We start from the raw sequence: 21,900 nt of genomic DNA on the forward strand, positions 1-21,900 counted from the left end.
CCCCGAGCAGAATGCGCGATGAGGTTGCAGAGAATGCAACACCGCTGATCAGGAGGGTCCATGACAGCCGACACCGCAGCCGAGTCCCTCGCCCGGCTCACAGCCGAGCGAGTCGACCACCGTTTCAAGGGCCTCCCGCCGGACGCCGACGGCCTGACGGTCGGCGAGCTGGCCGCCCAGCGCCGCAATCTCTTCACCGGGGGCTTCGCCACGCCCGTGCTCGCGCTGTCCGCCGAGCGCCTGGAGCACAACCTGAAGTTGATGGAGACGTACGCGGCCCGGCACGGTCTGGCGTTCGCGCCGCACGGCAAGACCTCCATGGCGCCGCAGTTGTTCCAGCGGCAGATCGAGCACGGCGCGTGGGGCATCACACTGGCGGTGCCGCACCAGGTGCGGGTGGCGCGTGCGTTCGGGACCCGGCGCGTGTTCCTCGCGAACGAGCTGGTCGACGCGGCGGCCCTGCGCTGGATCGCCGCCGAGCTGGACGCCGACCCGGACTTCCGTCTCGTCTGCTACGTCGACTCCGTGCGCGGCGTCGAGCTGATGGAGGCGGCCCTGCGCGGCGCCGGGCGCCCGGTGGACGTGGTCGTCGAGTTCGCAGCCGGCGAGGGTGCCCGCACCGGGGTCCGAACGGAGGCGGAGTGCGCTGCGGTCGCGGACGCGGTGGCCGGCACGCGGGCCCTGCGGCTCGTCGGCGTCGCGGGCTACGAGGGCGAGGTGCCGAAGGCCGACACCGAGCGGGTGACGGCGTGGCTGCGCCGGCTGGTCGCGCTCGCCGCCGACTTCGACGAGGCGGGGCGCTTCACGGACGTGGACGAGATCGTCGTCAGCGCGGGCGGCAGCGCCTGGTTCGACGCGGTCGCCGACGTCTTCGCGGAGATCCCCGCACTCTCCCGGTCCGTACTGAAGTTGCTGCGCTCGGGCGCGTACGTCTCGCACGACGACGGCCACTACCGCAAGCTGACGCCGTTCAACCGGGTGCCCGAGGAGGGCGCGCTGGAGCCGGCGTTCCGGCTGTGGACGCAGGTGGTGTCGCGGCCCTCCGCCGAGCAGGCCTTCGTCAACGCGGGCAAGCGGGACGCGGCCTACGACCTCGGCCTGCCCGTTGCCCAGGTGATCCGCCGGGACGTCGCCGAGCGCCCGGCCACCGGCGTGGCGGTGACCGCGCTGTCCGACCAGCACGCCTGGCTGAGCACCACGCCGGAGGCGGATCTGGAGGTCGGCGACTGGGTCGGGCTGGGTCTGTCCCATCCGTGCACCTCGTTCGACAGGTGGCAGCTGATCCCTGTCGCGGAGGCGGACGGCACGGTCGTCGACTACGTCCGCACGTTCTTCTAGGAGGCCGGCGCGATGGACGAGTTCGCCATCCGGGACGCGGACGTCGTCGACGGCTCCGGCTCGGACGCCTACCGGGCCGATGCGGGGGTGGACGACGGCCGGATCGTGAGGATCGTCAAGAAGGCCGCGGCGGCCGGCCGCCCGCGGCCGAAGGCGCGCCGGGAGCTGGACGCCGAGGGCCTGATCGAGGACGGCCGCCGCACGGACGTTCTGGCGGGCCGGGCGGGCCGCAGGACTCCTCCCGCGTGACCGCCCGGCCGGCCCCTTGCCTTACGGCTTGGGCAGCGTGCAGCCGCTCGCGCTCAGGTCGAGCTTGTTGTCGATGCCGAAGCAGGCCGGGATCTGGTAGGTCTGCTGGGCGTAGTTGATGCCCTTGCGGACCGTCACGTTGCCGTTCGCGTCGACCTCGCACGGATTGTTCACCGTGCAGCGCTCGCCGTCCTCGTTGCCGGTGTTGTTGACGGCGACGACCTTGTTGGTCGCCTGGTCGACGACGGGCGAGCCGGACGTGCCGCCGATGGTGTTGCAGGCGGAGGTGTAACGGACCGAGTCCTTCCAGGTCCAGTCGCCCTCCTTCAGGGTGGGCACGAACCCGTCGATGTCACAGCTGTAGATCCGTTTCCAGTAGCCGGAGGGGATGCTGATGGCGGTGCCGGCGACCGGGTGCGTGTCGTTCAGCGTCAGCGCGCTGATGCCGTACGAGCTCTTGATCTGGCCGTAGGTCGTGGTGAGCTGGTAGAACGCGACGTCCGTGTCGGTCATCGTGCCGTACGCGAGCTTGGCGGCGCGCAGGGTGGCGACGCGCGAGCCGGAGGCGTTGAGCAGGCCGAAGGTGCGGCTGGAGGCCTGGTCGACGCGGACCTCGCCGGGGGCGGGGAAGCCGCCGTCCAGGCAGTGGCCGTTGGTCATCACCAGCGCCGGGTCGTTGTCCTCGGAGTCCGGCATGCGGACGACGGACCCGGAGCAGTTGCTGAGCGCGACGGTGCCGGCGAAGTTCACGCCCTTGGCCGACGGGGTGGTGAGCCCGGACAGCGTCTGCTCCACGGACGTGACCACGTCCGAGACGGCGGACGTGGCCGAGCCCGTGTCCGCGACCTTGCCGACGCCCGTGGGGGCGGCATCGGCGGCAGTCGCGGGGGCCGCGCCGGCCCCGGCTATCGCCAGGGCGCAGAACGCGGCGGCGAGAGGTTTTCTCATGGGGGTCCCCTCTTGCGACGGAGGCGGCCGGAAATCCTCCGGCCGCCCGCATTGTTGTCATGCGCATTGTGATCGTCGCAAGGCGGCCCGCACAAGAACCTGTTTCCACGACCGGAATATCGGCGTCCGGTCCGACCCTACTCAACGGCCCTTTCGGACCGGTCACTTGGGTCCCTTGGTGCCGCCGGGACCACGTCCGGGTTTCCTCTCGGACTTGCCGGGTGCCGATGCAGTGACGGCGGGAGCGGAGTCCGTCGGGATGCCGGCCGCGGGGCTGCCGGCCGCAGGCAGCGCGCTGTCCGTGGCGGAGGCGGACGGAGGCCTGCTCGGCGCGGCGGGCGGGCTCGCGGACGCGACGCTGGACGGCCTGTCAGATTCCCCCGGCCGACCGGCGATCGGAACGTCAGGGGTCGCGGCCGGACCGGTGCCCGCGGGCGTCGGCGTCGGCGACTGCCGCGCCGTCGGGCCCGTGCGACCGCCCTCGCCGCCTCTCGTCCCGCCGGAGGGCGTACCCGAGAGGGAGAACCCGGCGATGAGAGCGACCACCGACACGGCACCCACGACAGCGGCGGTCACCGCCACGCGGGGCACGCGCCGGCCCGGCCGGCGCCGGGCGCGGTGACCCGCGCCGGACCTGCCGGGCGACGGCACCGCGGGCAGCTCGCGGGTGGCACCCACGCCGCCCGAGTCGCCGGCGTCGCCGCCCCACGAGGCGTCCCCGGCGGACATCGGGTCCGCGGTCCCGTACACGTCCTGCCAGCCGTGCGCCGCCGCCGGATCGGCGTACGCGTCATACGCCGGGGGCGCGGCGCCCTGCGGCAGGTACACGTCCGGCGGCCCCTGCGGCTCACCGCCCGTCGCTCCGTCGGCGTAGTCGAATGGCTTGGACATGGCGGCGCATTCTAGGTACCAGAGGTGCTGGTGGGACAGCGTGCGGCGATATCCACTCAAACCGTCGCGTCTCACGTGGCGGAAAACACGACCCGGGACGCGTTACCGGGCCGTAAGCTCCCAGACATGCAGGTGATCCAGTCGACCAAGCTCGCCAACGTCTGTTACGAGATCCGGGGCCCGGTGCTCGAGGAGGCGATGCGGCTGGAAGCGGCTGGGCATCGGATCCTCAAGCTGAACACCGGCAACCCGGCGGCGTTCGGCTTCGAGTGCCCGCCCGAGATCCTGGAGGACGTCCTCAGGAACGTGTCGTCGGCGCATGGCTACGGGGACGCGAAAGGGCTGCTGGCCGCGCGCCGGGCCGTCGTCATGCACAACCAGACCCTCGGCATCGAGACCGACGTCGAGCACGTCTTCATCGGCAACGGCGTCTCCGAGCTGATCGTGATGGCGATGCAGGGCCTGCTGGACGACGGCGACGAGGTCCTCGTGCCCACGCCCGACTACCCGCTGTGGACCGCCGCCGTCTCCCTGTCCGGCGGCACGGCCGTGCACTACCGCTGCGACGAGCAGGCCGACTGGATGCCGGACCTCGCGGACGTCGAGCGCAAGGTCACCGACCGCACCAAGGCGATCGTGATCATCAACCCGAACAACCCCACGGGTGCCGTCTACGACGAGGCGATGGTCAAGGGCCTGACCGACATCGCCCGCCGCCACAACCTGATGGTCTGCTCCGACGAGATCTACGACAAGATCCTCTACGACGGAGCCACGCACACCCCGACCGCCTCCGTCGCCCCCGACCTGCTCACCCTCACCTTCAACGGCATGTCGAAGGCGTACCGGGTGGCCGGTTACCGGGTCGGCTGGATGTCGATCTCCGGGCCGCGCGCGCACGCCGACTCCTACATCGAGGGCCTGACGATCCTGGCGAACATGCGCCTGTGCGCGAACATGCCGGGGCAGCACGGGGTCGTCGCCGCCCTCAGCGGACGTCAGACGATCAACGACCTGGTGCTGCCGGGCGGGCGGCTGCGCGAGCAACGGGACGTGGCGCACGAGCTGCTGACCCAGATTCCGGGCGTGAGCTGCGTGAAGCCCAAGGGCGCGCTGTACCTCTTCCCACGCCTCGACCCCAAGGTCTTCAAGATCAAGGACGACCGGCGCATGGTCCTGGACCTGCTGCGGCGCGAGAAGATCATGGTCGTCCAGGGCACCGGCTTCAACTGGCCGGAGCCGGACCACTTCCGGGTGGTGACCCTGCCCACGGTCGGGGACCTGCGGGACGCGGTGGGCCGGATCGGACACTTCCTGGACGGCTACTCCCAGCACTGACCGGACGCCCCGCTCACCGTACGTGTGCAGGCGGTCCGGCCTTGTGAACAACTCAACTTTAGACGAAATCCAAGCTAGGATGGTTTCCTGTCAGCGCTCAGGAGGCCCTCCCATGTACGAACCGATCCGCACCAAGTCGGTCCACAGCACGGTGGACGGCCCCAACCCCGACTTTCCCCACCGTTCCCGTGAGGAAGAGCTGGACATCCAGCTCTCGGGCCACCTGGCCGCCCTGCTCGCCGTCACGGACGAGCTGCGCGCGACGGAGGCCTCGGCCGACCTGGACACCGCGGCGGAGCGGCTCGCCGAGCAGGTGGGCCGGCTGCGCGGGGGGCGGACACCGGTTCGCGCCCCGATGAGCGGCACTCGGCACAAGGGCAGCGCCGCCGCCCTGCACCGGCGGGCGCACGCCCTGGCCGGCCGCGCGCTGGTCGTCGCCGCCTCCCGTGCCGACACGGCGGCCGCGATCCTGGCCGCCGAGCGGATGGACGCCCACACGGCGGCTCTGGAGCCGCGCGAGCTGGCGTCCCGCTGAGCCCCTCGGGGCTCCTTTGACGGCCCCGGTCCGCGCGCACCCGCAGCGACGCGCGGACCGGGTGCCACCTACCCCTTCGTGAGGGCCATCAGGTACCCGAGCCCGGGCTCTCCATTCCTGTTGCAATACCGGGAGCGCCCGGTCATCCCCCGTCCCCCGCCCCTCGGAGAACGGCCGCGCACGGCCAGCGGCTCCCCGGCGGCGACCGTGCCGGGGCCGTGGGTCGCACCGCGAGGGGGCGCGACGCCAACGGCGCGGGCAGGGGCCCGCACGCCGTTGTGCGGACCCCTGCCCGTGGTGGTGCTGTTACCGCGGCCGGCCGTGACGATGTAGCTGGTCAGGGCACGATCGGAGCCGGCCGCGGCGTCGGTGGAGGGCTGTCTCAGCCCAGGCGCCGCACCAGCGCGTGGTACTCGTCCCACAGCTCCTTCGGCGTGTGGTCGCCGAAGGTGTTGAGGTGCTCGGGGACCAGCGCGGCCTCCTCGCGCCAGACCTCCTTGTCGACCGAGAGCAGGAAGTCGAGCTCGGAGTCGGACAGTTCGAGGCCGTCGGTGTCGAGGGCGTCCTTCGTCGGCAGAACGCCGATCGGCGTCTCGACGCCCTCCGCCGTGCCCTCCAGGCGCCCGACGATCCACTTCAGGACGCGAGAGTTCTCACCGAAGCCGGGCCAGACGAACTTGCCCTCGTCGTTCTTGCGGAACCAGTTGACGTAGTAGATCTTCGGCAGCTTCGACTGGTCCTTGCCCTTGGCGACATCGACCCAGTGGCCCATGTAGTCGCCCATGTTGTAGCCGCAGAACGGCAGCATCGCGAACGGGTCGCGACGCAGCTCGCCGACCTTGCCCTCGGCGGCGGCGGTCTTCTCGGAGGCCACGTTGGCGCCGAGGAAGACGCCGTGGTTCCAGTCGAAGGACTCCGTCACCAGCGGCACGGCGGTGGCGCGGCGGCCGCCGAAGAGGATCGCCGAGATCGGCACGCCCTTGGGGTCCTCCCACTCCGGCGCGATGATCGGGCACTGCGAGGCCGGGACGGTGAAGCGGGCGTTCGGGTGCGCGGCCGGCGTCTGCGACTCGGGCGTCCAGTCGTTGCCCTTCCAGTCGGTGAGGTGGGCGGGCGGCTCCTCGGTCATGCCCTCCCACCAGACGTCGCCGTCGTCCGTCAGCGCGACGTTGGTGAAGACCGAGTTGCCCCACAGCGTCTTCATCGCGTTGGCGTTGGTGTGCTCACCGGTGCCGGGGGCGACGCCGAAGAAGCCGGCCTCGGGGTTGATGGCGTAGAGCCGGCCGTCCTCTCCGAAGCGCATCCAGGCGATGTCGTCGCCGATGGTCTCGACCGTCCAGCCCGGGATGGTCGGCTCCAGCATGGCGAGGTTGGTCTTGCCGCAGGCGCTCGGGAAGGCCGCGGCCACGTACTTGGACTCGCCGCGCGGCGGAGTCAGTTTGAGGACGAGCATGTGCTCGGCCAGCCAGCCCTCGTCACGCGCCATGACGGAGGCGATGCGCAGGGCGTAGCACTTCTTGCCGAGCAGGGCGTTGCCGCCGTAGCCGGAGCCGTAGGACCAGATCTCGCGGTCCTCGGGGAAGTGCGAGATGTACTTGGTCGTGTTGCAGGGCCAGGGGACGTCCTCCTGGCCGGGCTCCAGGGGAGCACCGAGTGTGTGCACGGCCTTGACGAAGAAGCCGTCGGAGCCGAGCTCGTCCAGGACCGCCTGGCCCATGCGGGTCATCGTGCGCATGGAGACGGCGACGTACGCGGAGTCGGTGATCTCCACGCCGAGCGCGGACAGCGGCGAGCCGAGCGGGCCCATGCAGAAGGGCACGACGTACATGGTCCGGCCGCGCATCGAGCCGCGGAACAGGCCGCCCTGGCCCCCGGAGCCCTGGAAGATCTCCCGCATCTCGGCGGGGGCCTTCCAGTGATTGGTCGGGCCCGCGTCCTCCGCCTTCTCGGAGCAGATGAACGTCCGGTCCTCGACGCGGGCGACGTCGGTGGGGTCGGAGGCCGCGTAGTAGGAGTGGGGGCGCTTGATCGGGTCGAGTTTCCGGAAGGTGCCCTTCTGGACGAGCTCCTCGCACAGTCGCTCGTACTCGGCCTCGGATCCGTCACACCAGACCACGTTGTCCGGCTGCGTCAGTTCTGCGATCTCGGTGACCCACGAGATCAGCCCCTGATGAGTGGTGGGGACGGTGGGAGCCGCGATGTCGCGCGCCACGATTGCTCCTAAATGAGGGATTTTTTGTGATGTGGAGGCCCCGTGGGGGCTGCGACCCGGATGCTTCACGGTGAATCTCGGCGCTCATCCGGTGCCGACCGCACTCATTTGATCATCCGACGTGAGCGCCCATCTGTCCAGAGGAGCGCACAGGTGAGCAACGTGAGGATCGCCACGGTTTCTCGCGCCGCTTTACGTGCACGTTGCGTTCACCGGACCGTCCGTTTGCGTCACCACGTTCGGTCAGAGTGAGAGGATGGCCACTCTTCGTGGGCCGAGCCATGCGACTGACACGTCACTTACGGTTCCGTAGCTACCATTCGGACATGACTGCGTTCGCCCCCGACGCGCCCTCGGACACGCCGGCCGACGGCAGTGGTCCCGTGGCGCTCTCGCTGCCACACCCGGTGAAGCCCAAGCTGCGTGGCTGGCTGCACCTCGGCATGTTCCCGGCCGCTCTGGTCGCCGGCCTGGTGCTGACCGCCCTCGCCGACTCGACCAGGGGACGCGTCGCCTGCGGCATCTTCGCGATGACCGCCTGCCTGCTGTTCGGCGTGAGCGCGCTGTACCACCGGGGCGACTGGAGCCCGCGCATGGACCGCGTCCTGCGCCGGCTGGACCACGCCAACATCTTCCTGATCATCGCGGGCACGTACACGCCACTGGCCATGCTGCTGCTGCCCGGCGCCAAAGGTCAGTGGCTGCTGTGGGGCATCTGGGCCGCGGCGGCGGCCGGAATCCTCTTCCGCGTCTTCTGGGTCGGCGCCCCGCGCTGGCTCTACACCCCGTGCTACATCGCGATGGGCTGGGCGGCCGTCTTCTACCTGCCCGACTTCATGCGCACCGGCGGCGTCGCCGTCCTCGTCCTGATCATCGTCGGCGGTGTGCTCTACAGCGTCGGCGGCGTGGTCTACGGCATCCAGCGCCCCAACCCGTCACCGCGCTGGTTCGGCTTCCACGAGGTGTTCCACTCCTTCACCCTGGCGGCCTTCGTCGCGCACTACGTGGGGATCTCCCTGGTGGCGTACCAGCACGGGTGAGCCCCGCGCTCGACCTCCCCGGCCACGGCTCGGCGAGCCGTGGCCTTTTGCGTGCCTGGAAAAATCCCAAGGATTGACAGTAACTACTTTTTGAGAGTTACTCTCATTCATGGCTGTCATCACGCCCGACCCCCGTCGCTGGTGGGCCCTGGGGGCCCTGGTCGCGAGCATGCTCACGCTCGGTTTCGACATGACGATCCTCAACGTCGCGCTGCCGACCATGGCCGAGAATCTCGGCGCGACCACCGGCGAGCAACAGTGGATGGCCGACGCCTACGTCGTCGTCTTCGCCGCGCTGATGCTCCCCGCCGGGCTGCTGGGCGACCGGTTCGGACGGCGGCTGATGCTGGTCACCGGCCTCGGGATCTTCCTCGCCGGCTCGGTCGCGGGCGCCCTGGCCCCGGACGTGGCCTGGGTGGTCGCCGCCCGTGCCGTGATGGGCGTCGGAGGCGCACTGGTCATGCCGCTCGCCCTGTCCGTGCTGCCCTCGCTGTTCGAACCCGATGAGCGGTCCAAGGCCATCGGCGTCATGTCGGCCGCCTCCGCGCTCGGTATGCCGCTCGGCCCGATCCTCGGCGGCTGGCTGCTCGACCACTTCTGGTGGGGCTCGGTCTTCCTGGTCAACGTCCCGATGGTCGGCATCGGCATCACGGCCTGCCTCTTCCTGCTCCCGGAGACGCGCGACCCGGCCTCCCCCCGGGTCGACACCGTCGCGACGGCGCTCGTCGCGGCCGGACTCGGCGTCCTCGTCTACGCCATCATCGAGGCACCCGCGCGCGGCTGGGGCGACCCTCTGGTGGCCGGGTCCCTCGCCGGCGCGGTGGTGCTGCTGGCCGGGCTCGTGGTGCGCGAGCGGAGGGCGGAGCGGCCCATGCTCGACATGGAGCTGCTCGGCCACCGCGGCTTCCTCGTAAACGGGCTCACGGCGACCCTGGTCACCTTCGTCCTGGCGGGTCTGCTGTTCCTGCTGCCGTCCTACCTCCAGGCCGTCCTCGGCCACGACGCCCTCGGCACCGGACTGCGACTGCTGCCGATGATGGGCGGGCTGATCGTCGCCGCGCGCCTTTCCCAGCCGGTCGTGGCCCGGTTCGGTCCCCGCGCGGTGGTCAGCGGCGGCCTGGTGGTGCTGGCCTTCGCCGCGTTCCTCGGCAGCCGGACGGCGGCCGACTCCGGCTACGGCTTCACCGCGCTGTGGCTGACCCTCACCGGCATCGGCTTCGGTTTCGCGGTGGTCCCGGCGATGGAGGGGGCACTGGCCGCGCTGCCCGCGGACCGGGCCGGCAGCGGCTCCGGGCTCCTGATGACCCTGCGCCAGGTGGGCAGCGCGGTCGGCATCGCCCTGCTCGGCAGCCTGCTCGCGGGCGCCTACCGGGACCGGCTCGACGTCACCGCACTGCCCGCCCCGGCCGCCGACACCGCCGAGGAGTCCGTGGTCGCCGCGCACCTCGTCGCCGAGCGCACCGGCGCTCCCGGCCTGGCCGCCTCCGCGAACAGCGCCTACATCCAGGGCATGGGCGTCGTCCTGCTGGTGTGCGGCGTCGCGGCCCTGGTCGCCGCGCTGCTCGCCGGGGCGTTCCTGCCCGACACCCGGACCGCCCCGGACGGCGAGGACGGCACCCCGACCATGGCCGAGCCCGAGGCCGATGCCCGACAATGACGTTCATGACGGCCCCACGCACCACCCCCGCCGACCGCCCTCAACCGGGACTCCGGGAGCGGAAGAAGATCAAGACCCGCCAGGCGATCCGCGCCGCGACCTACGCGCTGATCGAGGAGCAGGGTTACGACGCCACGACGATCGAGCAGATCGCCGACCGGGCCGAGGTGTCGCCGTCGACCGTCTTCCGGTACTTCCCGACCAAGGAGGACATCGTCATCACCGACGAATGGGACCCGGTGATGATGGAAGAGCTGCGGACGCGGCCGTCGGACGAGTCGTGGGCCGATGTCCTGCGGCACGTGATGCGTACGGCCCTCGACCTGAGCCTCGCCGAGGAACCCGAGGTGGCCCGGCTGCGGACCCGGCTCGGGGTCGAGGTGCCCGCCGTCCGCGCCCGCATGATGGAGAGCATGGCGGCGGCCGGCCAACTGCTCCGCGCCGGCCTCGCCGAGCGCTCCGGGCTCGATCCCGACAGCCTGGAGCTGCGGGTCTTCGCCATGTCCGTCATGGGCGGCCTGTTGGAGGCCTCCCACTACTGGGCCGAGACCGGCCACCGGGACGACATCCGGGATCTCGTCGACCGCGCTCTGAACGTCCTGGAACACGGCCTGCCCACCGGAAAACCCTGAGGCCGGCGCCCGCCGCCGTGTCATCCTGACCGGGTGAACGGTCCCGAGATCCACGTCGAGTTCGCCCCCGAGCTGCACGTCTTCGTCCCCCGGGCCCGGCGGTCGGGAACCGTTCGGGCCGCCACCGACGGCGTCTCCAGCCTCGGCCATGTCATCGAGTCCCTCGGCGTGCCGCTGACCGAGGTGGGCGCGCTGGTCGTGGACGGCCGCGTGGTGCCCGTCTCGCACGTCCCGGCGGCCGGCGAGTCGGTGACCGTGCGGCCCGTCGCGCGCCCCCAGCAGGTGCCGGGCGCTCCCCTGCGGTTCCTTCTCGACGTGCACCTCGGCACGCTGGCCCGCCGGCTGCGCCTGCTCGGCGTGGACACGGCCTACGAGTCGACCGACATCGGCGACCCGGCGCTCGCGGCCCGTTCGGCGGCCGAGCAGCGGGTGATGCTGAGCCGCGACCGGGGGTTGCTGCGGCGCCGCGAGTTGTGGGCGGGGGCGTTCGTCTACAGCACCCGTCCGGAGGACCAGCTCCGGGACGTCCTGGACCGCTTTCAGCCCCGACTGCGGCCCTGGACGCGGTGCACGGCCTGCAACGGGTCGCTGCGCAAGGCCACCAAGGACGAGGTCGCGGACCAGCTCGAGCACGGCACGCACGCGACGTACGACGTGTTCGCGCAGTGCACGGAATGCGGCCGGGCCTACTGGAAGGGCGCGCACCACGAGCAGTTGGAGGCGATCGTGGAGCGCGCCCTCACCGAGTTCGGAAGCTAACTCCTCCTCATGTCTTTCTTGCCGCAGGCGATCCCGTCCCCGTCGCGGTCCAGGCCCAGCGGATCGTCCCTGCCGTTGACCTTCAGGCGGCCGTAGTCGTTCGCCTTCAGCCACTCACAGCGTGCGGCCGTCGTCTTCTTCACCTTCGCGGGGAAGTCCGTCGGCACGCAGACGTTGATCGAGCCGTAGTGACGGTCGCAGCCGGCGATCGTCGGGCTGACCTTCTGCGACGTTCGCTTCTCGCCGGGCCCGGCGACCTTGCCCTTCGGGGCGCCGGCGAAGTCGTGGACATGGGCCGAGGCGTCCGTCGCCTTGAGGGCCCGCGGGCCCTGGAGGTGCACCCACTTCGCCACCGACGGCACCCCGTTGGCGTCGACCGCGAAGAGCATGTACCAGCCGGGCGGGGCCAGATCGGGGTTGCTCGTCACGTTCAGGTCGACGTTGTCGCCGTCGACGGACAGCGGCAGGTCCACGAACCGCTGGTTCGGGTCGGAGGAGTGCGTGACGGCGGCCGGGCGGATCAGCTCGGCCTTGGCGATGGGCCGGTCTACGGTGATCCGCTGGGTGTCGCCGTAGGTCCACTCGGTGTCGATCACCGAAGTGATCGTGGGGCGCTCGCCCTTGAACAGGTAGGGCGGGCTGTAGACCGACACGTCGTGGTTCCAGGAGCCGTTGCCCGGGTCGTCGCCGGTGGTCATCACGCGGCCGTCGGGCAGCAGGAACGCCGAGGAGTGGTAGCCGCGTGCCTCGGGGTCGACGGCGACCGGGGCGAAGGTTTCCGTCTCCGGGTCGAAGACCGACGTCTCGAAGACCGGGTTGGCGCGGTTGTGCAGCGCGCCGCCCGTCTCCAGCACCTTGCCGTCGGGCAGCAGCACCGCGGAGACGTACATCTTGCCCTGATCCCCGGTCTGCGGGACGGGGCCGTTGCCCAGGTCGACCGTGCCGTGCGGGATCGGCGGCCCGGCGACGTAGGAGGGGTCGGGCTGCTTGAGGTCGATGATGTCGGTCAGGCGGTTCGCCTCCGGGTTGGAGTCGATGTTGCCGCCGCCGATGGTGAGGACCTTCTGGTCCTGCGCCGGGGGCAGCAGCACGCTGACCGACTGGTCGCGCTCGTCCTTCTTCTGAAGGCCCGGGACCTGGGTGATGGTGTTGGCGTCGTAGTCGTAGATCGCCGAGCCGGTGCCGGGGATGTTGTTGCCGAAGACATGGCTGCCCGAGTAGAAGAGGCGGCCGTCCTGCATGAGGATCATCGACGGGTACAGGCCCCAGTACGACCAGGTCTGGTTGACCTTCCAGGTCGGCTGCCACCGCTGCTCGGCCTGGGAGAACAGTTCGGCGGTGACCGAGCCGGTGGAGTCCTCGCGCAGTCCGCCGAAGGAGATGACGTCGCCGTTGCCGAGGATCGTGGCCGACGGGTACCAGTGGCCGTCGTTCATGTCGTTGGTCTTGGTGTAGGTCTCGGTCTCCGGGTCGAAGACGTACGAGTCCTTGTAGCCCTGGTAGCCGACGCGGCCGTCCGCCGACGGGTAACCCTTGTTGCCGCTCATCACCAGCACGCGCCCGTCCTGGAGCTGCACGTGCCCGGCGCAGAACATGTCCTTCGGCGTGGGGACGACCTTGTAGGAGCCGTTCGCCGGGTCGTAGACGGCGGAGGTGAAGGTACCGGCCTCGAACATCGACTCGTCGTTGCCGGAGCCCGCGATGAGCAGCACCTTGCCGTTGTGGAGGACGACGGAGTGCACGGAGCGGACCGGGTTCCGCGTGGGCAGCACGTCCCACTCGCCGTTCGCGCACTGCTCCGCCGTGCCGGTGCAGTCCGGCGGCGGGACCGGGTCGGTGACCTGCTCCATCGTGTAGTCGTCGGTGGTGGCGGAGCCGGTGCCGTAGACGGAGACACCCCAGGAGATGCGGTCGGTGCCGGCCGGGACCTCGGGCGTGCGGACCGTGGCCTCGGTCCAGTCGCCCGCCAGGTTCAGCGTCTTCAGATCGGTCCAGTACTGCCAGCCGGCCGTCGCGTCGTGCCGGAAGAGGGTGACCGAGGCGTCCGGGGTGGTCGTCTTGTACCAGAGGCGGAGGTCGTACTGCTTGCCCGGCGTCACCACCGGCGCGCACGCGGCGGACTCGGTGATCAGCGCCTTGCGGTCGCCCTCGACGCGGCGGGTCAGCTCGACCTTCATGGCCTTGCCGCCGGTGTGCGCGTCGGCCGTGGTGGTGAAGGTGAAGTCGTTGTCGCCCCAGCCGGACTTCTCCCAGCAGTACGGCATGTCGCCGGCGCCGGCGGTCTCGAAGCCCGGGTTCTTGATGAGGTTGGTGGCCGAAGCGGGCTGGGGCGCGGTCAGCAGGAGGCCTGCCGTGAGCGCGCCCACGCCGGCGAGTGCGGTCCTTCTCCGGTACTTGTTCACATGACCCTCCTTGCGGTGCGGCTGTCACGCGCCGGCTTCTCACGTCCCCGGCGCGGCAGGTAGACCAGCGCTTCGGTCCCCGCGAAGCGCAGGACGAACGTCGTCACCAGCGCGAGCGCGGTGGCGGACAGCACGCCCAGGTGGAACTGGTGCACGAACACGGCGATCAGCGGGATCCGCAGCACCAGATCGGCGTTGGCGAGCAGCGTGAACCGGCCGGCCCGGTCCCACCAGCTGCGGTGCCGGCGCCGCTCGCGGAACAGCAGATGCTCGATGAGCAGGAAGTTCCAGGCGACGCCGAGCTGGTTGGCGAGGATCTCCGCCGGTACGTAGTGCATGCCGACGGCGGTCAGCGCCCACAGGCCCAGCAGGTTCGGTACGAAGCCGGTGAGACCGATCAGGCCGAAGCCGACCATGCGCGCGACCGGCGAGGCGGCGCGCAGCCCGGCCAGGTGACGCAGGAACCGGAAGCCCTCCTGCGCGGTCGACTTGGACTCCCCGGCGAACCGGTCCTGGAAGACGAACGGCACCTCGGTGACCGTACGGGGGCGGCTGCGGACGGCGAGCTCGAGGAGGATCTTGTAACCGAGCGGCTGGAGCACCTCCGCGGTGACCGCGCTGCGGCGGATCGCGAAGAAGCCGCTCATCGGGTCGCTGATGCCGTGCAGCCGGCGCGGGAACAGCGCCTTGGTCAGCCAGGTCGCCCCGCGCGAGACGGCCACGCGGTAGCTGCCCGCGAGCCCGGCCCGGCTGCCGCCCTTGATGTACCGGGAGGCGACGACCAGCCCGGCGCCGGCCCGCTCGCCCGTGGCGACGAGGTCGGGCACGAGGGACGGCGGGTGCTGGCAGTCGCCGTCCATGACGACGATCCAGTCGGAGGTGGCCGCCTTCAGTCCCTCGACGACCGCTCCCCCGAGCCCGCCCACCGGCTCCTGACGGTGTAACACGGTCACCGGGAACGGGCAGTCCTGCGCGGCCTTCTCGATGGCCTCGGGCGTGTCGTCGGTGGAGTCGTCCACGAAGACGACCTCGCAGGGCAGCCGGGCCGGGACGGCCTCGGTGATCTGGCGGAGCAACTGCCGTACGTTCGCCGACTCGTTGAACGTCGGTACGACGATGGTGACGGCGCCCGGTTCGGGTATCCCGGCGGTCTCGACGACCTCGCCGGGGACGGTGGACTCCTGGCTCATCGCGTGCCTCCGGCGGACGTCTGGATCTGGCGGATCTCGATGCGGTCCGGGCCGGTGCCGAAGGTGGCGACCGGTTTCGAGTGCTCCATGGCGGCCTTGACGTTGGGCAGGTCGGCCGCGTCCCGCCGTACGGTCGGCGAGGCGACGACGTAGTCCAGGTCCTTCCAGCCGCGCGGCATCGTCTTCATCACCGCCGGGTCCAGGTCGGCCTTGTAGAACCAGATGACGCCGAGCCCCGGCCGGTAGCCCTGGTGCACCAGGTCGAGCCAGAGGGCGTCGTCCACCAGCACCCGCGTGTGCTCCGGGTCCTCGACCTCGGTGGCCAGCCACTCGGAGGCGGCCCTGTAGGGGGCGTTGGCGTCGGTGGTGACGGCGGTGCGGGCACCGTCGTACCAGTGCGGTGCGACGTAGGCGCCGGCGGCGAGGGCGAGGACCGTGGCGAGCGCGTACCGGCCCACACTGACGTACCGTTTCTCCGCCGCCGAGCGCCAGCGGCTCAGTACCGCGTGGGCGACGGAGGCGGTTCCTCCGGCGAGGACGAGGGCGAGGAACGGCAGGGCCTGGATGACGTACATCGCGGGCAGGTAGCCGTTCGGGCGCAGGGCCAGCGCGGCGAAGATCGCGACTGCCAGGGCGGGTCCGGCCAGGGCGCGGGCGGTGACCGACCAGCGCCAGGTGACGAGCAGCAGCAGGGCGCCCGCGAGGCCGCCCAGTGGCAGGACCCTGTCGTAGTACAGCCACGACTGGAGCACGCCCCAGGAGCCGGAGCCCTGGTCCAGGATGAAGCCCGAACCGGGCCGGGTCATCTGGTACTTGACGCCGTCCCAGAGGGAGACGTGCCCGCTGCCCGGCAGCAGCTCGCCCTTGAGCAGGGCGAACAGCGGGTACGAGAAACCGATCAGGGCGCAGGCCGTGACGGCTCCGGTGAGGGCGAACTTGCGGGTGTCCCGGTGGCTGTGCCGCCACATGGTGAGGAACAGGGCGGGCAGGACGACGAGCATCGTCTCCTTGGTGAGGACGGCTGTGGCGGCCGCGATCCCCGCGCCGAAGTGGTGCCAGAGGTGGCGGCTCGGGGAGGCGGCCAGAGTGAAGGCCAGCAGCGTCCACATCACCGCGAGGTTGTCGAGGAAGATCTCCCGCTGGAGGACGACCGACAGCGGCGAGAGGCCGAAGAACACCATGCCGAGTGCGGCCGCCCAGCGGGGCAGGGCGAGGCGGCGGCCCAGTATGTAGACCAGGACCGCGCTGATGCCGCTGATCACCAGCATCGCGGCGCGCATGGTGCCCACCGTCATCGACTCGGGGCTGATCAGCGCGGGGATCCAGGTCAGTACGGCGATCTGGATCCAGCCGAGGGGCGGATGGTCGTACCAGTAGGTGTAGTGGGCGAGGCCGTTGCCCTGCTGGACCGACCAGGCCTGGGCGAGGTAGGTGCCCTCGTCGTCGCTGAGGGCCGGGTAGTCGGCGATGTTCCAGCCCTGCACGACGAGGATCGCCGCGAGGAGGACACCGCACAGGAGCAGGTCGGCGCGGGAGGAGCGCAGCCGGCTCGGCGGCTCCGGCCGTCGGTGCGCACCGGTGCCGGACGCAGGCCGGCGCTGCGCGGGGACCTTGGCAGTGGTCACCGCGGGAAGGGTGGAGGTCACGCGGGAACGTCCTCTCGGGTCGCGGGAACGTCCTGCCGGTTCACGGCCGTCTCGCCGAGATGCGCGCCGACATGGGTCGTCAGCTCCCAGTCGTTGCGGCCGCGCTGCTCACGCCATACGGCACGGACGGCCGCCCCGGCGAGCAGGACCTGGTAGAAGGGGCCGCCCACGATCAGCTTCAGGTAGTGCGCGAAGCGGACGCGCAGCCCGTACTGCCTGCCGAAGTCGTGCAGTCCGACGATCTCGAAGACGAAGGTGACCAGGGCGGTGACGGCCGGCAGGAAGGTGATGAAGGCGATGCCGACGGGCACGTCCAGGAACAGCGCGATCGCCACGTTCAGCGGGATGATCAGGCCGGTGAAGGCCTGCATGAACGGCGTCATCAGGGTGTAGCGGGCGAGCAGCCGCTGCCCGAGGGTGGGCAGTTGCTTCCAGTCCTTCTTCCGGTACACCTGCAGGAACCCCTGGTTCCAGCGGGTGCGCTGCTTCAGCAGGGACATCAGCGAGCCCGGGGTCTCCTCCCGGGTCACCATGTCGGAGTCGTAGGCGACGACGACCTTCTTGCCGACGCTGGAGAGCCTCACGCCCAGGTCGCAGTCCTCGGCGAGGCAGTTCGGGTCCCAGCCGCCGGCGTCCCTGAGGACGTCCGTGCGGACGAAGACGGTGTTGCCGCCGAGCGGAATGAAACCTTTCTGCGCGTGCAGGTGGAGCCGCGAGCGGAACCAGAAGAAGTACTCCAGGCAGTTGCGCAGGCTGTACCAGCTGGAGTGGAAGTTGATCAGCTGCACCCCGCCCTGGACGACGTCCGCACCCGTGGTGCGGAAGGCGTGGTCCACGTGCGCGAGGAGCTCGGGGTGGACCTGGTCCTCCGCGTCGAAGACACCGACGACGTCGCCGCGGCAGTGCGGCAGGGCCGTGTTCATGGCCTTCGGCTTGTTCTTCTTCTCGTGCGTGTCGACGACGACACGCACCCGTAAGTCACGCGCCGCGGCCAGCTCGGCCACGGCGGTGGTCTCCGGGTCGTCGTGCCCGACGATCACGATGATCTCGAAGTCGGTGTGGCTCGACTCCAGCAGCCGCTGGATCGTGTGGTCCAGCACCGCCTGTTCGTGCCGGGCGGGCAGCAGCAGCGAGAAGGAGACGTGCTCGTCCCCGTCCGGACTGCTGAACCGCGTCGAGGCGAGCACTTCCGGCGTGCGCCAGGCGTGCATCTGCCACCACAGTGTGAACGCCGCCATCCAGAACAGGGCCAGTGAAACGGCAGCGATGAAGACAGACGTCAGCAAACAGATCCCCCCAGATCCCAGAACCCCCGCATCGTGACGGTGCGCCGGTGCGGCTTCATCCGTCACGTCACTGTGCAGAGATTAAGGGGGAACTGTGAAGTGTGGGGGCTGTTCACATAAAGAGCGTGTTTCCGTCGATTCCCGACTTCAGTCGTTCAACACCGCACGCAACCGGTCAGGTTCCGTGGTCGGGGCGTCGCAAGTGAAGTTACGGCAGACGTACGCGGCCGGTTCACCGCCGACCAGCGGACGGTCCGCGAGCAGCGGGAACTCCTCGCTCTCCGGGGCGCCGACAGCGACCACGGCACCGGGCGCGGTGCCCAGAAGTGCCGTGCGGTGCAAGGTCCTCGTCCCCTCGTCGTCGAGGGCCGGCCCCACGATCGCCACCTCGCGGGGCCCGTCGAGCGCCGCCTCGGCGACGGCGAGCCCCCAGCCGATGAAGCGGGGCACGCGCGGCCCGAGCGCCTTGACGACCCCGAGGGCCTTCTCGGCGGCCGTGCGGTGCGGCTCGGACCCGGTGTGCGCGGCATAGCTCAGCAGGGCACCGGCCGCCGCGGTCCAGCCGGACGGGGCGGCGTTGTCGGTCGGGTCCTGCGGGCGGCGGATCAGCCGCTCGGCGTCGGCCGCCGTGTCGTACATCGAGCCCGACTCCGGGTCCGTGAAGCGGGTCAGGACGTGTTCGAGGAGGAACCCGGCGAACTCCAGCCAGACGCCCTCCCCCGTGACGGACGCGAGCGCGAGGAAGCCCTCCGCCACGTCGGCGTAGTCCTCCAGTACACCGGCGTTGGCGCCGGCGTGGCCGTCCTTGCTGGTGCGGGTGAGCCGGGCCTGCTCGTCGAGGTGCAGCCGGACCAGGAGGTCGGCGGCGGTGACGGCGGCCTCGACGAGGTCGGGACGGTCGAAGTAGGCGCCCGTCTCGGCGAGCGCGGCGATCGCGAGGCCGTTCCAGGCGGCGACGACCTTGTCGTCCCGGCCGGGCGCGGGCCGCTCGGCCCTGCTCGCGAGCAGCCGCTCCCGGATCGAGGAGATCCTCCCGGCGTCGAACAGGCCGTCCGGTCGGGGCAGTTGGAGGACGGACTGACCGTGCTCGAAGGTGCCCTCCTCGGTCACGCCGAAGTACTGGGCGGCGAGGTCGGCGTCCTGCTCGCCGAGAACCTCGCGCAACTGGCCGGGCGTCCACACGTAGTACGCGCCCTCGACGTGCCTGCCGGTCCCGCCCTCCCGTCGCCCGTCACCACCCTTCTGAAGACGCGCTTCGCGCGGCACCTCCTCTTCGCTGTCGGCGTCCAGCGCGGAAGCGAACCCGCCCTCGTTCGTGCGCAGTTCGCGCACCATGAAGTCGGCGGTCTCCAGAGCGACCCGGCGCGCGAGTTCGGAACCGGTGGCGCGCCAGAGGTGGGCGTAGACCCGGCACAGCAGGGCGTTGTCGTACAGCATCTTCTCGAAGTGCGGCACGACCCAGTCACGGTCGACGGAGTACCGCGCGAAGCCGCCGCCGAGCTGGTCGTAGAGGCCGCCGCGGGCCATGCGCTCGCAGGTGTCCTGAGCCATCTGGAGGGCGCCCTCGGCACCGGTGCGGGCGTGGTGGCGCAGCAGGAACTCCAGCACCATGGACGGCGGGAACTTCGGCGCCCCGCCGAATCCGCCGCGCTGCGGGTCGTACTCCCGGGTGAGCGCGAGCAGGGCCTGCGCGAGTTCCTCCTCGCCGGGGGTCCGGGCGTCGCCGTAGGAGATCTCCCGCCCGGCCAGGTCGCGGACGATCTTCCCGGCGACCTCGGTGACCTCGTCCCGGCGGTCCTCCCACGCCTGGTGGACGCCCTGGAGCACCTGCCGGAAGGAGGGCATGCCCTGGCGGGGGGCGGGCGGGAAGTACGTGCCGAAGTAGAAGGGCTCGGCGTCCGGGGTGAGGAAGACGGTCATGGGCCAGCCGCCGTGCCCGGTCGCAGCCTGCACGGCCTCCATGTACACGGCGTCGACGTCGGGCCGCTCCTCGCGGTCGACCTTCACGCTCACGTAGTGCGCGTTGAGGTACTCGGCGGTCTCCTGGTCCTCGAAGGACTCGTGTGCCATCACGTGACACCAGTGACAGCTGCTGTAGCCGATGCTGAGCAGCACGGGCACGTTCCGCTCGCGGGCCTCCTCGAAGGCCTCCGCCGACCAGGGCCACCAGTCGACGGGGTTGTCGGCGTGCTGAAGGAGGTAGGGGGACGTCTCGTGCGCCAGTCGGTTCGGCATGGTGTCCATCCTGCCGCAGTACCCCGACGAGGCCGGTCAGCACACCACGCCGCGCTCTGCTCGTTCCGCTCACGCTGGGTTTGTGCTCCGCTACGGGGCCGCCGTACCTTGCTCGGGGTCGGCATGCACTCGATGGCGCGTCGCGATGCGGACCTCGTCACAGGGCTCGGCAACGAGGGGGACGCGTGTCAGGCCGATGGATGCGGAGTGCGGGAACGCGCTGTGCGGGTACCTCCGCCCGGCGCCGCGAGGGACAGGAGTGCCGCGACCGTGCTCCCGTGGGCGGGCTGATGTGAAGAACGCGGTGAATCTGCTGGCCGTCATCACGCTGCTCGGCGGCACGGCGTGGACGCTTCCGCTTTTGATCCGGCAGCGCTTCCGTGCCCCGATGCGGCTGCAACTGTCTCTGTCGCTCTTCCTGCTGGGCGCGGGGAACGTGCCGGCCCAGCTGTCCGATCCGGCACTGCTGGACGGCCTTGTCTTCACCGGGTTCACGAAGCTCGCCTACAACGTGGCGATCCTGACCGGGCTCTGCCTCATGGTCGGCTTCCTGCGCGAGCATCCGCTGCAGCGCCGGACCCTGTGGCGCAGGTGGGAGGTGGTGTTCTGTCTGTTCTGCCTCACCGCGATGGCCTGCGTGACCGCACTGACGCCGCCGGACCTGCGTAACCACACCTTCACGCTGCCGTACCTGGACCACTGGCAGGTGCGCGCGTTCTACGACATCGGCGGCTCCTATCTGGTCTACGGCTACACCACGTGCGCCCTGCTCGCCACGCGGCACGCCCTCAGCAGCCGCCGGCCGCTGCTCCGGGCGTCCCTGGGTACCGTCTCCGCCGGTCTCCTCGGGCTCTCCCTCAGCTGCGTCTTACGGATCCTGTGGGTCAACTGCCCTGCGTGCCGTGGGTACGGACATCACTTCACCTATCCGAACATCTTCCTCTTCGGCCAGGTGGCCACCATCGTGGTGTGCGCCGGGCTGAGCCTGCCGTGCTTCGCGAGCGCCGCTCAGTTCCTGCGAGAGCGCGCCGTCCACCGGGCCAGGTTCCGTGAGCTGGAGGAGCTGTGGCAGCGGCTGGTGGACTTCTATCCGGAGCTGGTACTCGACCAGCGCCGGGGCCGCCGGTGGCTGCCGCCCCTGGACTACACCTCGGCCGTGTACCGCAGGTATGTGGAGTGCCGGGACGGACTCACCCGGCTCAGCCCCTATCTGCACCGCGCGTCGCAGGAGACGGCCGGCGAGAAGACCCCGCCGGCGGCCGGGCCGGACCTCGTGCGCCTGGTCGACCGGTCGCTGCGGCTGCGCGGTGAGGCGGACCGCGCCGCTGCCGCGGCACCGGAGCCGTCGGTCTTCGTGGCGGCCCCGGGGGGCAGCCGCGACGCCGACTACGAGAGCGACCTGGCCGGCCTGATCGCTCTCTCCCGCGGGCTGCGGGACCTTCGCCCCGGCGGGTCGGGGAACGCCTCTCACGGCGCCCGCGGCTGAGGGCCGCGTCCGCCCCGGCCTGTTGGTCGCCTCCCCGGAGACCTCCGGGCCCCTCA

The 21,900-nt window shown here is 70.8% G+C and carries 16 protein-coding genes and 1 pseudogene; 9 read left to right on the plus strand and 8 right to left on the minus strand.

The genetic code is table 11. From position 1 onward, the window contains the following. The first annotated feature begins 60 nt into the window (after nt 1–60). Both ACWD1U_RS34140 and ACWD1U_RS34145 read left to right on the plus strand, forming a co-directional pair. Nucleotides 61–1,338 carry an amino acid deaminase gene (locus ACWD1U_RS34140; protein ID WP_451113236.1) on the plus strand — a complete coding sequence of 426 codons (1,278 nt, stop codon included), beginning with the start codon at nt 61–63 and terminating at the stop codon, nt 1,336–1,338. A 12-nt stretch (nt 1,339–1,350) separates the two neighbouring features. Next, nucleotides 1,351–1,524, plus strand: a pseudogene (locus ACWD1U_RS34145) (D-aminoacylase); the annotation flags it as partial. An 84-nt stretch (nt 1,525–1,608) separates the two neighbouring features. Here ACWD1U_RS34145 and ACWD1U_RS34150 read toward each other — a convergent pair. Together ACWD1U_RS34150 and ACWD1U_RS34155 are read right to left on the minus strand one after the other, a co-directional pair. Further along, entirely contained in the window at nt 1,609–2,535 is a 927-nt protein-coding gene (locus ACWD1U_RS34150) for a S1 family peptidase (RefSeq protein ID WP_451113237.1), read from the minus strand. 162 nt (nt 2,536–2,697) lie between these two features. Further along, entirely contained in the window at nt 2,698–3,426 is a 729-nt protein-coding gene (locus ACWD1U_RS34155; protein WP_451113238.1) for a hypothetical protein, read from the minus strand. A 126-nt stretch (nt 3,427–3,552) separates the two neighbouring features. On the opposite strand from ACWD1U_RS34155, the gene ACWD1U_RS34160 reads away from it, so the two are divergent. Together ACWD1U_RS34160 and ACWD1U_RS34165 are read left to right on the plus strand one after the other, a co-directional pair. After that, complete coding sequence (locus ACWD1U_RS34160; protein ID WP_451113239.1) at nt 3,553–4,764, plus strand: pyridoxal phosphate-dependent aminotransferase; 1,212 nt, start codon at nt 3,553–3,555, stop codon at nt 4,762–4,764. A 112-nt stretch (nt 4,765–4,876) separates the two neighbouring features. Beyond that, a complete protein-coding gene (locus tag ACWD1U_RS34165; protein WP_451113240.1) occupies nt 4,877–5,299 on the plus strand; it encodes an SCO4983 family protein in 423 nt (140 codons plus the stop codon). A gap of 382 nt (nt 5,300–5,681) precedes the next feature. Here ACWD1U_RS34165 and ACWD1U_RS34170 read toward each other — a convergent pair whose 3' ends face one another. Then, a complete protein-coding gene (locus ACWD1U_RS34170; protein ID WP_451113241.1) occupies nt 5,682–7,511 on the minus strand; it encodes a phosphoenolpyruvate carboxykinase (GTP) in 1,830 nt (609 codons plus the stop codon). Between the two features lie 326 nt (nt 7,512–7,837). Here ACWD1U_RS34170 and trhA point away from each other — a divergent pair, with 326 nt between their 5' ends. The 4 genes from trhA (at nt 7,838) to ACWD1U_RS34190 (ending at nt 11,599) form a co-directional block, all read left to right on the plus strand. Next, on the plus strand, nt 7,838–8,551 hold the full coding sequence (gene trhA, locus ACWD1U_RS34175; RefSeq protein WP_451113242.1) for a PAQR family membrane homeostasis protein TrhA: 714 nt from the start codon (nt 7,838–7,840) through the stop codon (nt 8,549–8,551). Nucleotides 8,552–8,660: 109 nt separating this feature from the next. After that, the gene (locus ACWD1U_RS34180; RefSeq protein WP_451113243.1) at nt 8,661–10,208 is read left to right on the plus strand and encodes a DHA2 family efflux MFS transporter permease subunit; all 1,548 of its coding nucleotides are present in this window, start codon (nt 8,661–8,663) and stop codon (nt 10,206–10,208) included. A gap of 5 nt (nt 10,209–10,213) precedes the next feature. Next, a complete protein-coding gene (locus tag ACWD1U_RS34185; protein ID WP_451113244.1) occupies nt 10,214–10,840 on the plus strand; it encodes a TetR/AcrR family transcriptional regulator in 627 nt (208 codons plus the stop codon). Between the two features lie 33 nt (nt 10,841–10,873). Beyond that, on the plus strand, nt 10,874–11,599 hold the full coding sequence (locus tag ACWD1U_RS34190; RefSeq protein ID WP_451113245.1) for a Mut7-C RNAse domain-containing protein: 726 nt from the start codon (nt 10,874–10,876) through the stop codon (nt 11,597–11,599). Here the strand turns inward: ACWD1U_RS34190 and ACWD1U_RS34195 are convergent. The 5 genes from ACWD1U_RS34195 to ACWD1U_RS34215 all read right to left on the minus strand — a co-directional run bounded on the left by ACWD1U_RS34195 (nt 11,596) and on the right by ACWD1U_RS34215 (nt 20,358). Continuing rightward, on the minus strand, nt 11,596–14,001 hold the full coding sequence (locus ACWD1U_RS34195) for a galactose oxidase-like domain-containing protein (protein ID WP_451113246.1): 2,406 nt from the start codon (nt 13,999–14,001) through the stop codon (nt 11,596–11,598). The genes ACWD1U_RS34190 and ACWD1U_RS34195 overlap by 4 nt on opposite strands. Then, nucleotides 13,998–15,191 carry a glycosyltransferase gene (locus ACWD1U_RS34200; RefSeq protein ID WP_451113247.1) on the minus strand — a complete coding sequence of 398 codons (1,194 nt, stop codon included), beginning with the start codon at nt 15,189–15,191 and terminating at the stop codon, nt 13,998–14,000. The genes ACWD1U_RS34195 and ACWD1U_RS34200 overlap by 4 nt, the downstream gene beginning before the upstream one ends. Then, entirely contained in the window at nt 15,188–16,837 is a 1,650-nt protein-coding gene (locus ACWD1U_RS34205; RefSeq protein WP_451113248.1) for an ArnT family glycosyltransferase, read from the minus strand. The genes ACWD1U_RS34200 and ACWD1U_RS34205 overlap by 4 nt, the downstream gene beginning before the upstream one ends. Beyond that, nucleotides 16,834–18,123 (minus strand): glycosyltransferase, encoded by a 1,290-nt coding sequence (locus ACWD1U_RS34210; protein WP_451113249.1) that lies wholly within the window; start codon nt 18,121–18,123, stop codon nt 16,834–16,836. Before ACWD1U_RS34210 ends, ACWD1U_RS34205 begins: the two co-directional genes overlap by 4 nt. 147 nt (nt 18,124–18,270) lie before the next feature. Continuing rightward, a complete protein-coding gene (locus tag ACWD1U_RS34215) occupies nt 18,271–20,358 on the minus strand; it encodes a thioredoxin domain-containing protein (RefSeq protein ID WP_451113250.1) in 2,088 nt (695 codons plus the stop codon). Between the two features lie 292 nt (nt 20,359–20,650). Here ACWD1U_RS34215 and ACWD1U_RS34220 point away from each other — a divergent pair, with 292 nt between their 5' ends. Further along, nucleotides 20,651–21,844, plus strand: a complete 1,194-nt coding sequence (locus ACWD1U_RS34220; RefSeq protein ID WP_451113251.1) for an MAB_1171c family putative transporter — start codon at nt 20,651–20,653, stop codon at nt 21,842–21,844. Nucleotides 21,845–21,900 lie beyond the last annotated feature (56 nt).

This window comes from Streptomyces sp. NPDC002788 (assembly GCF_053592115.1).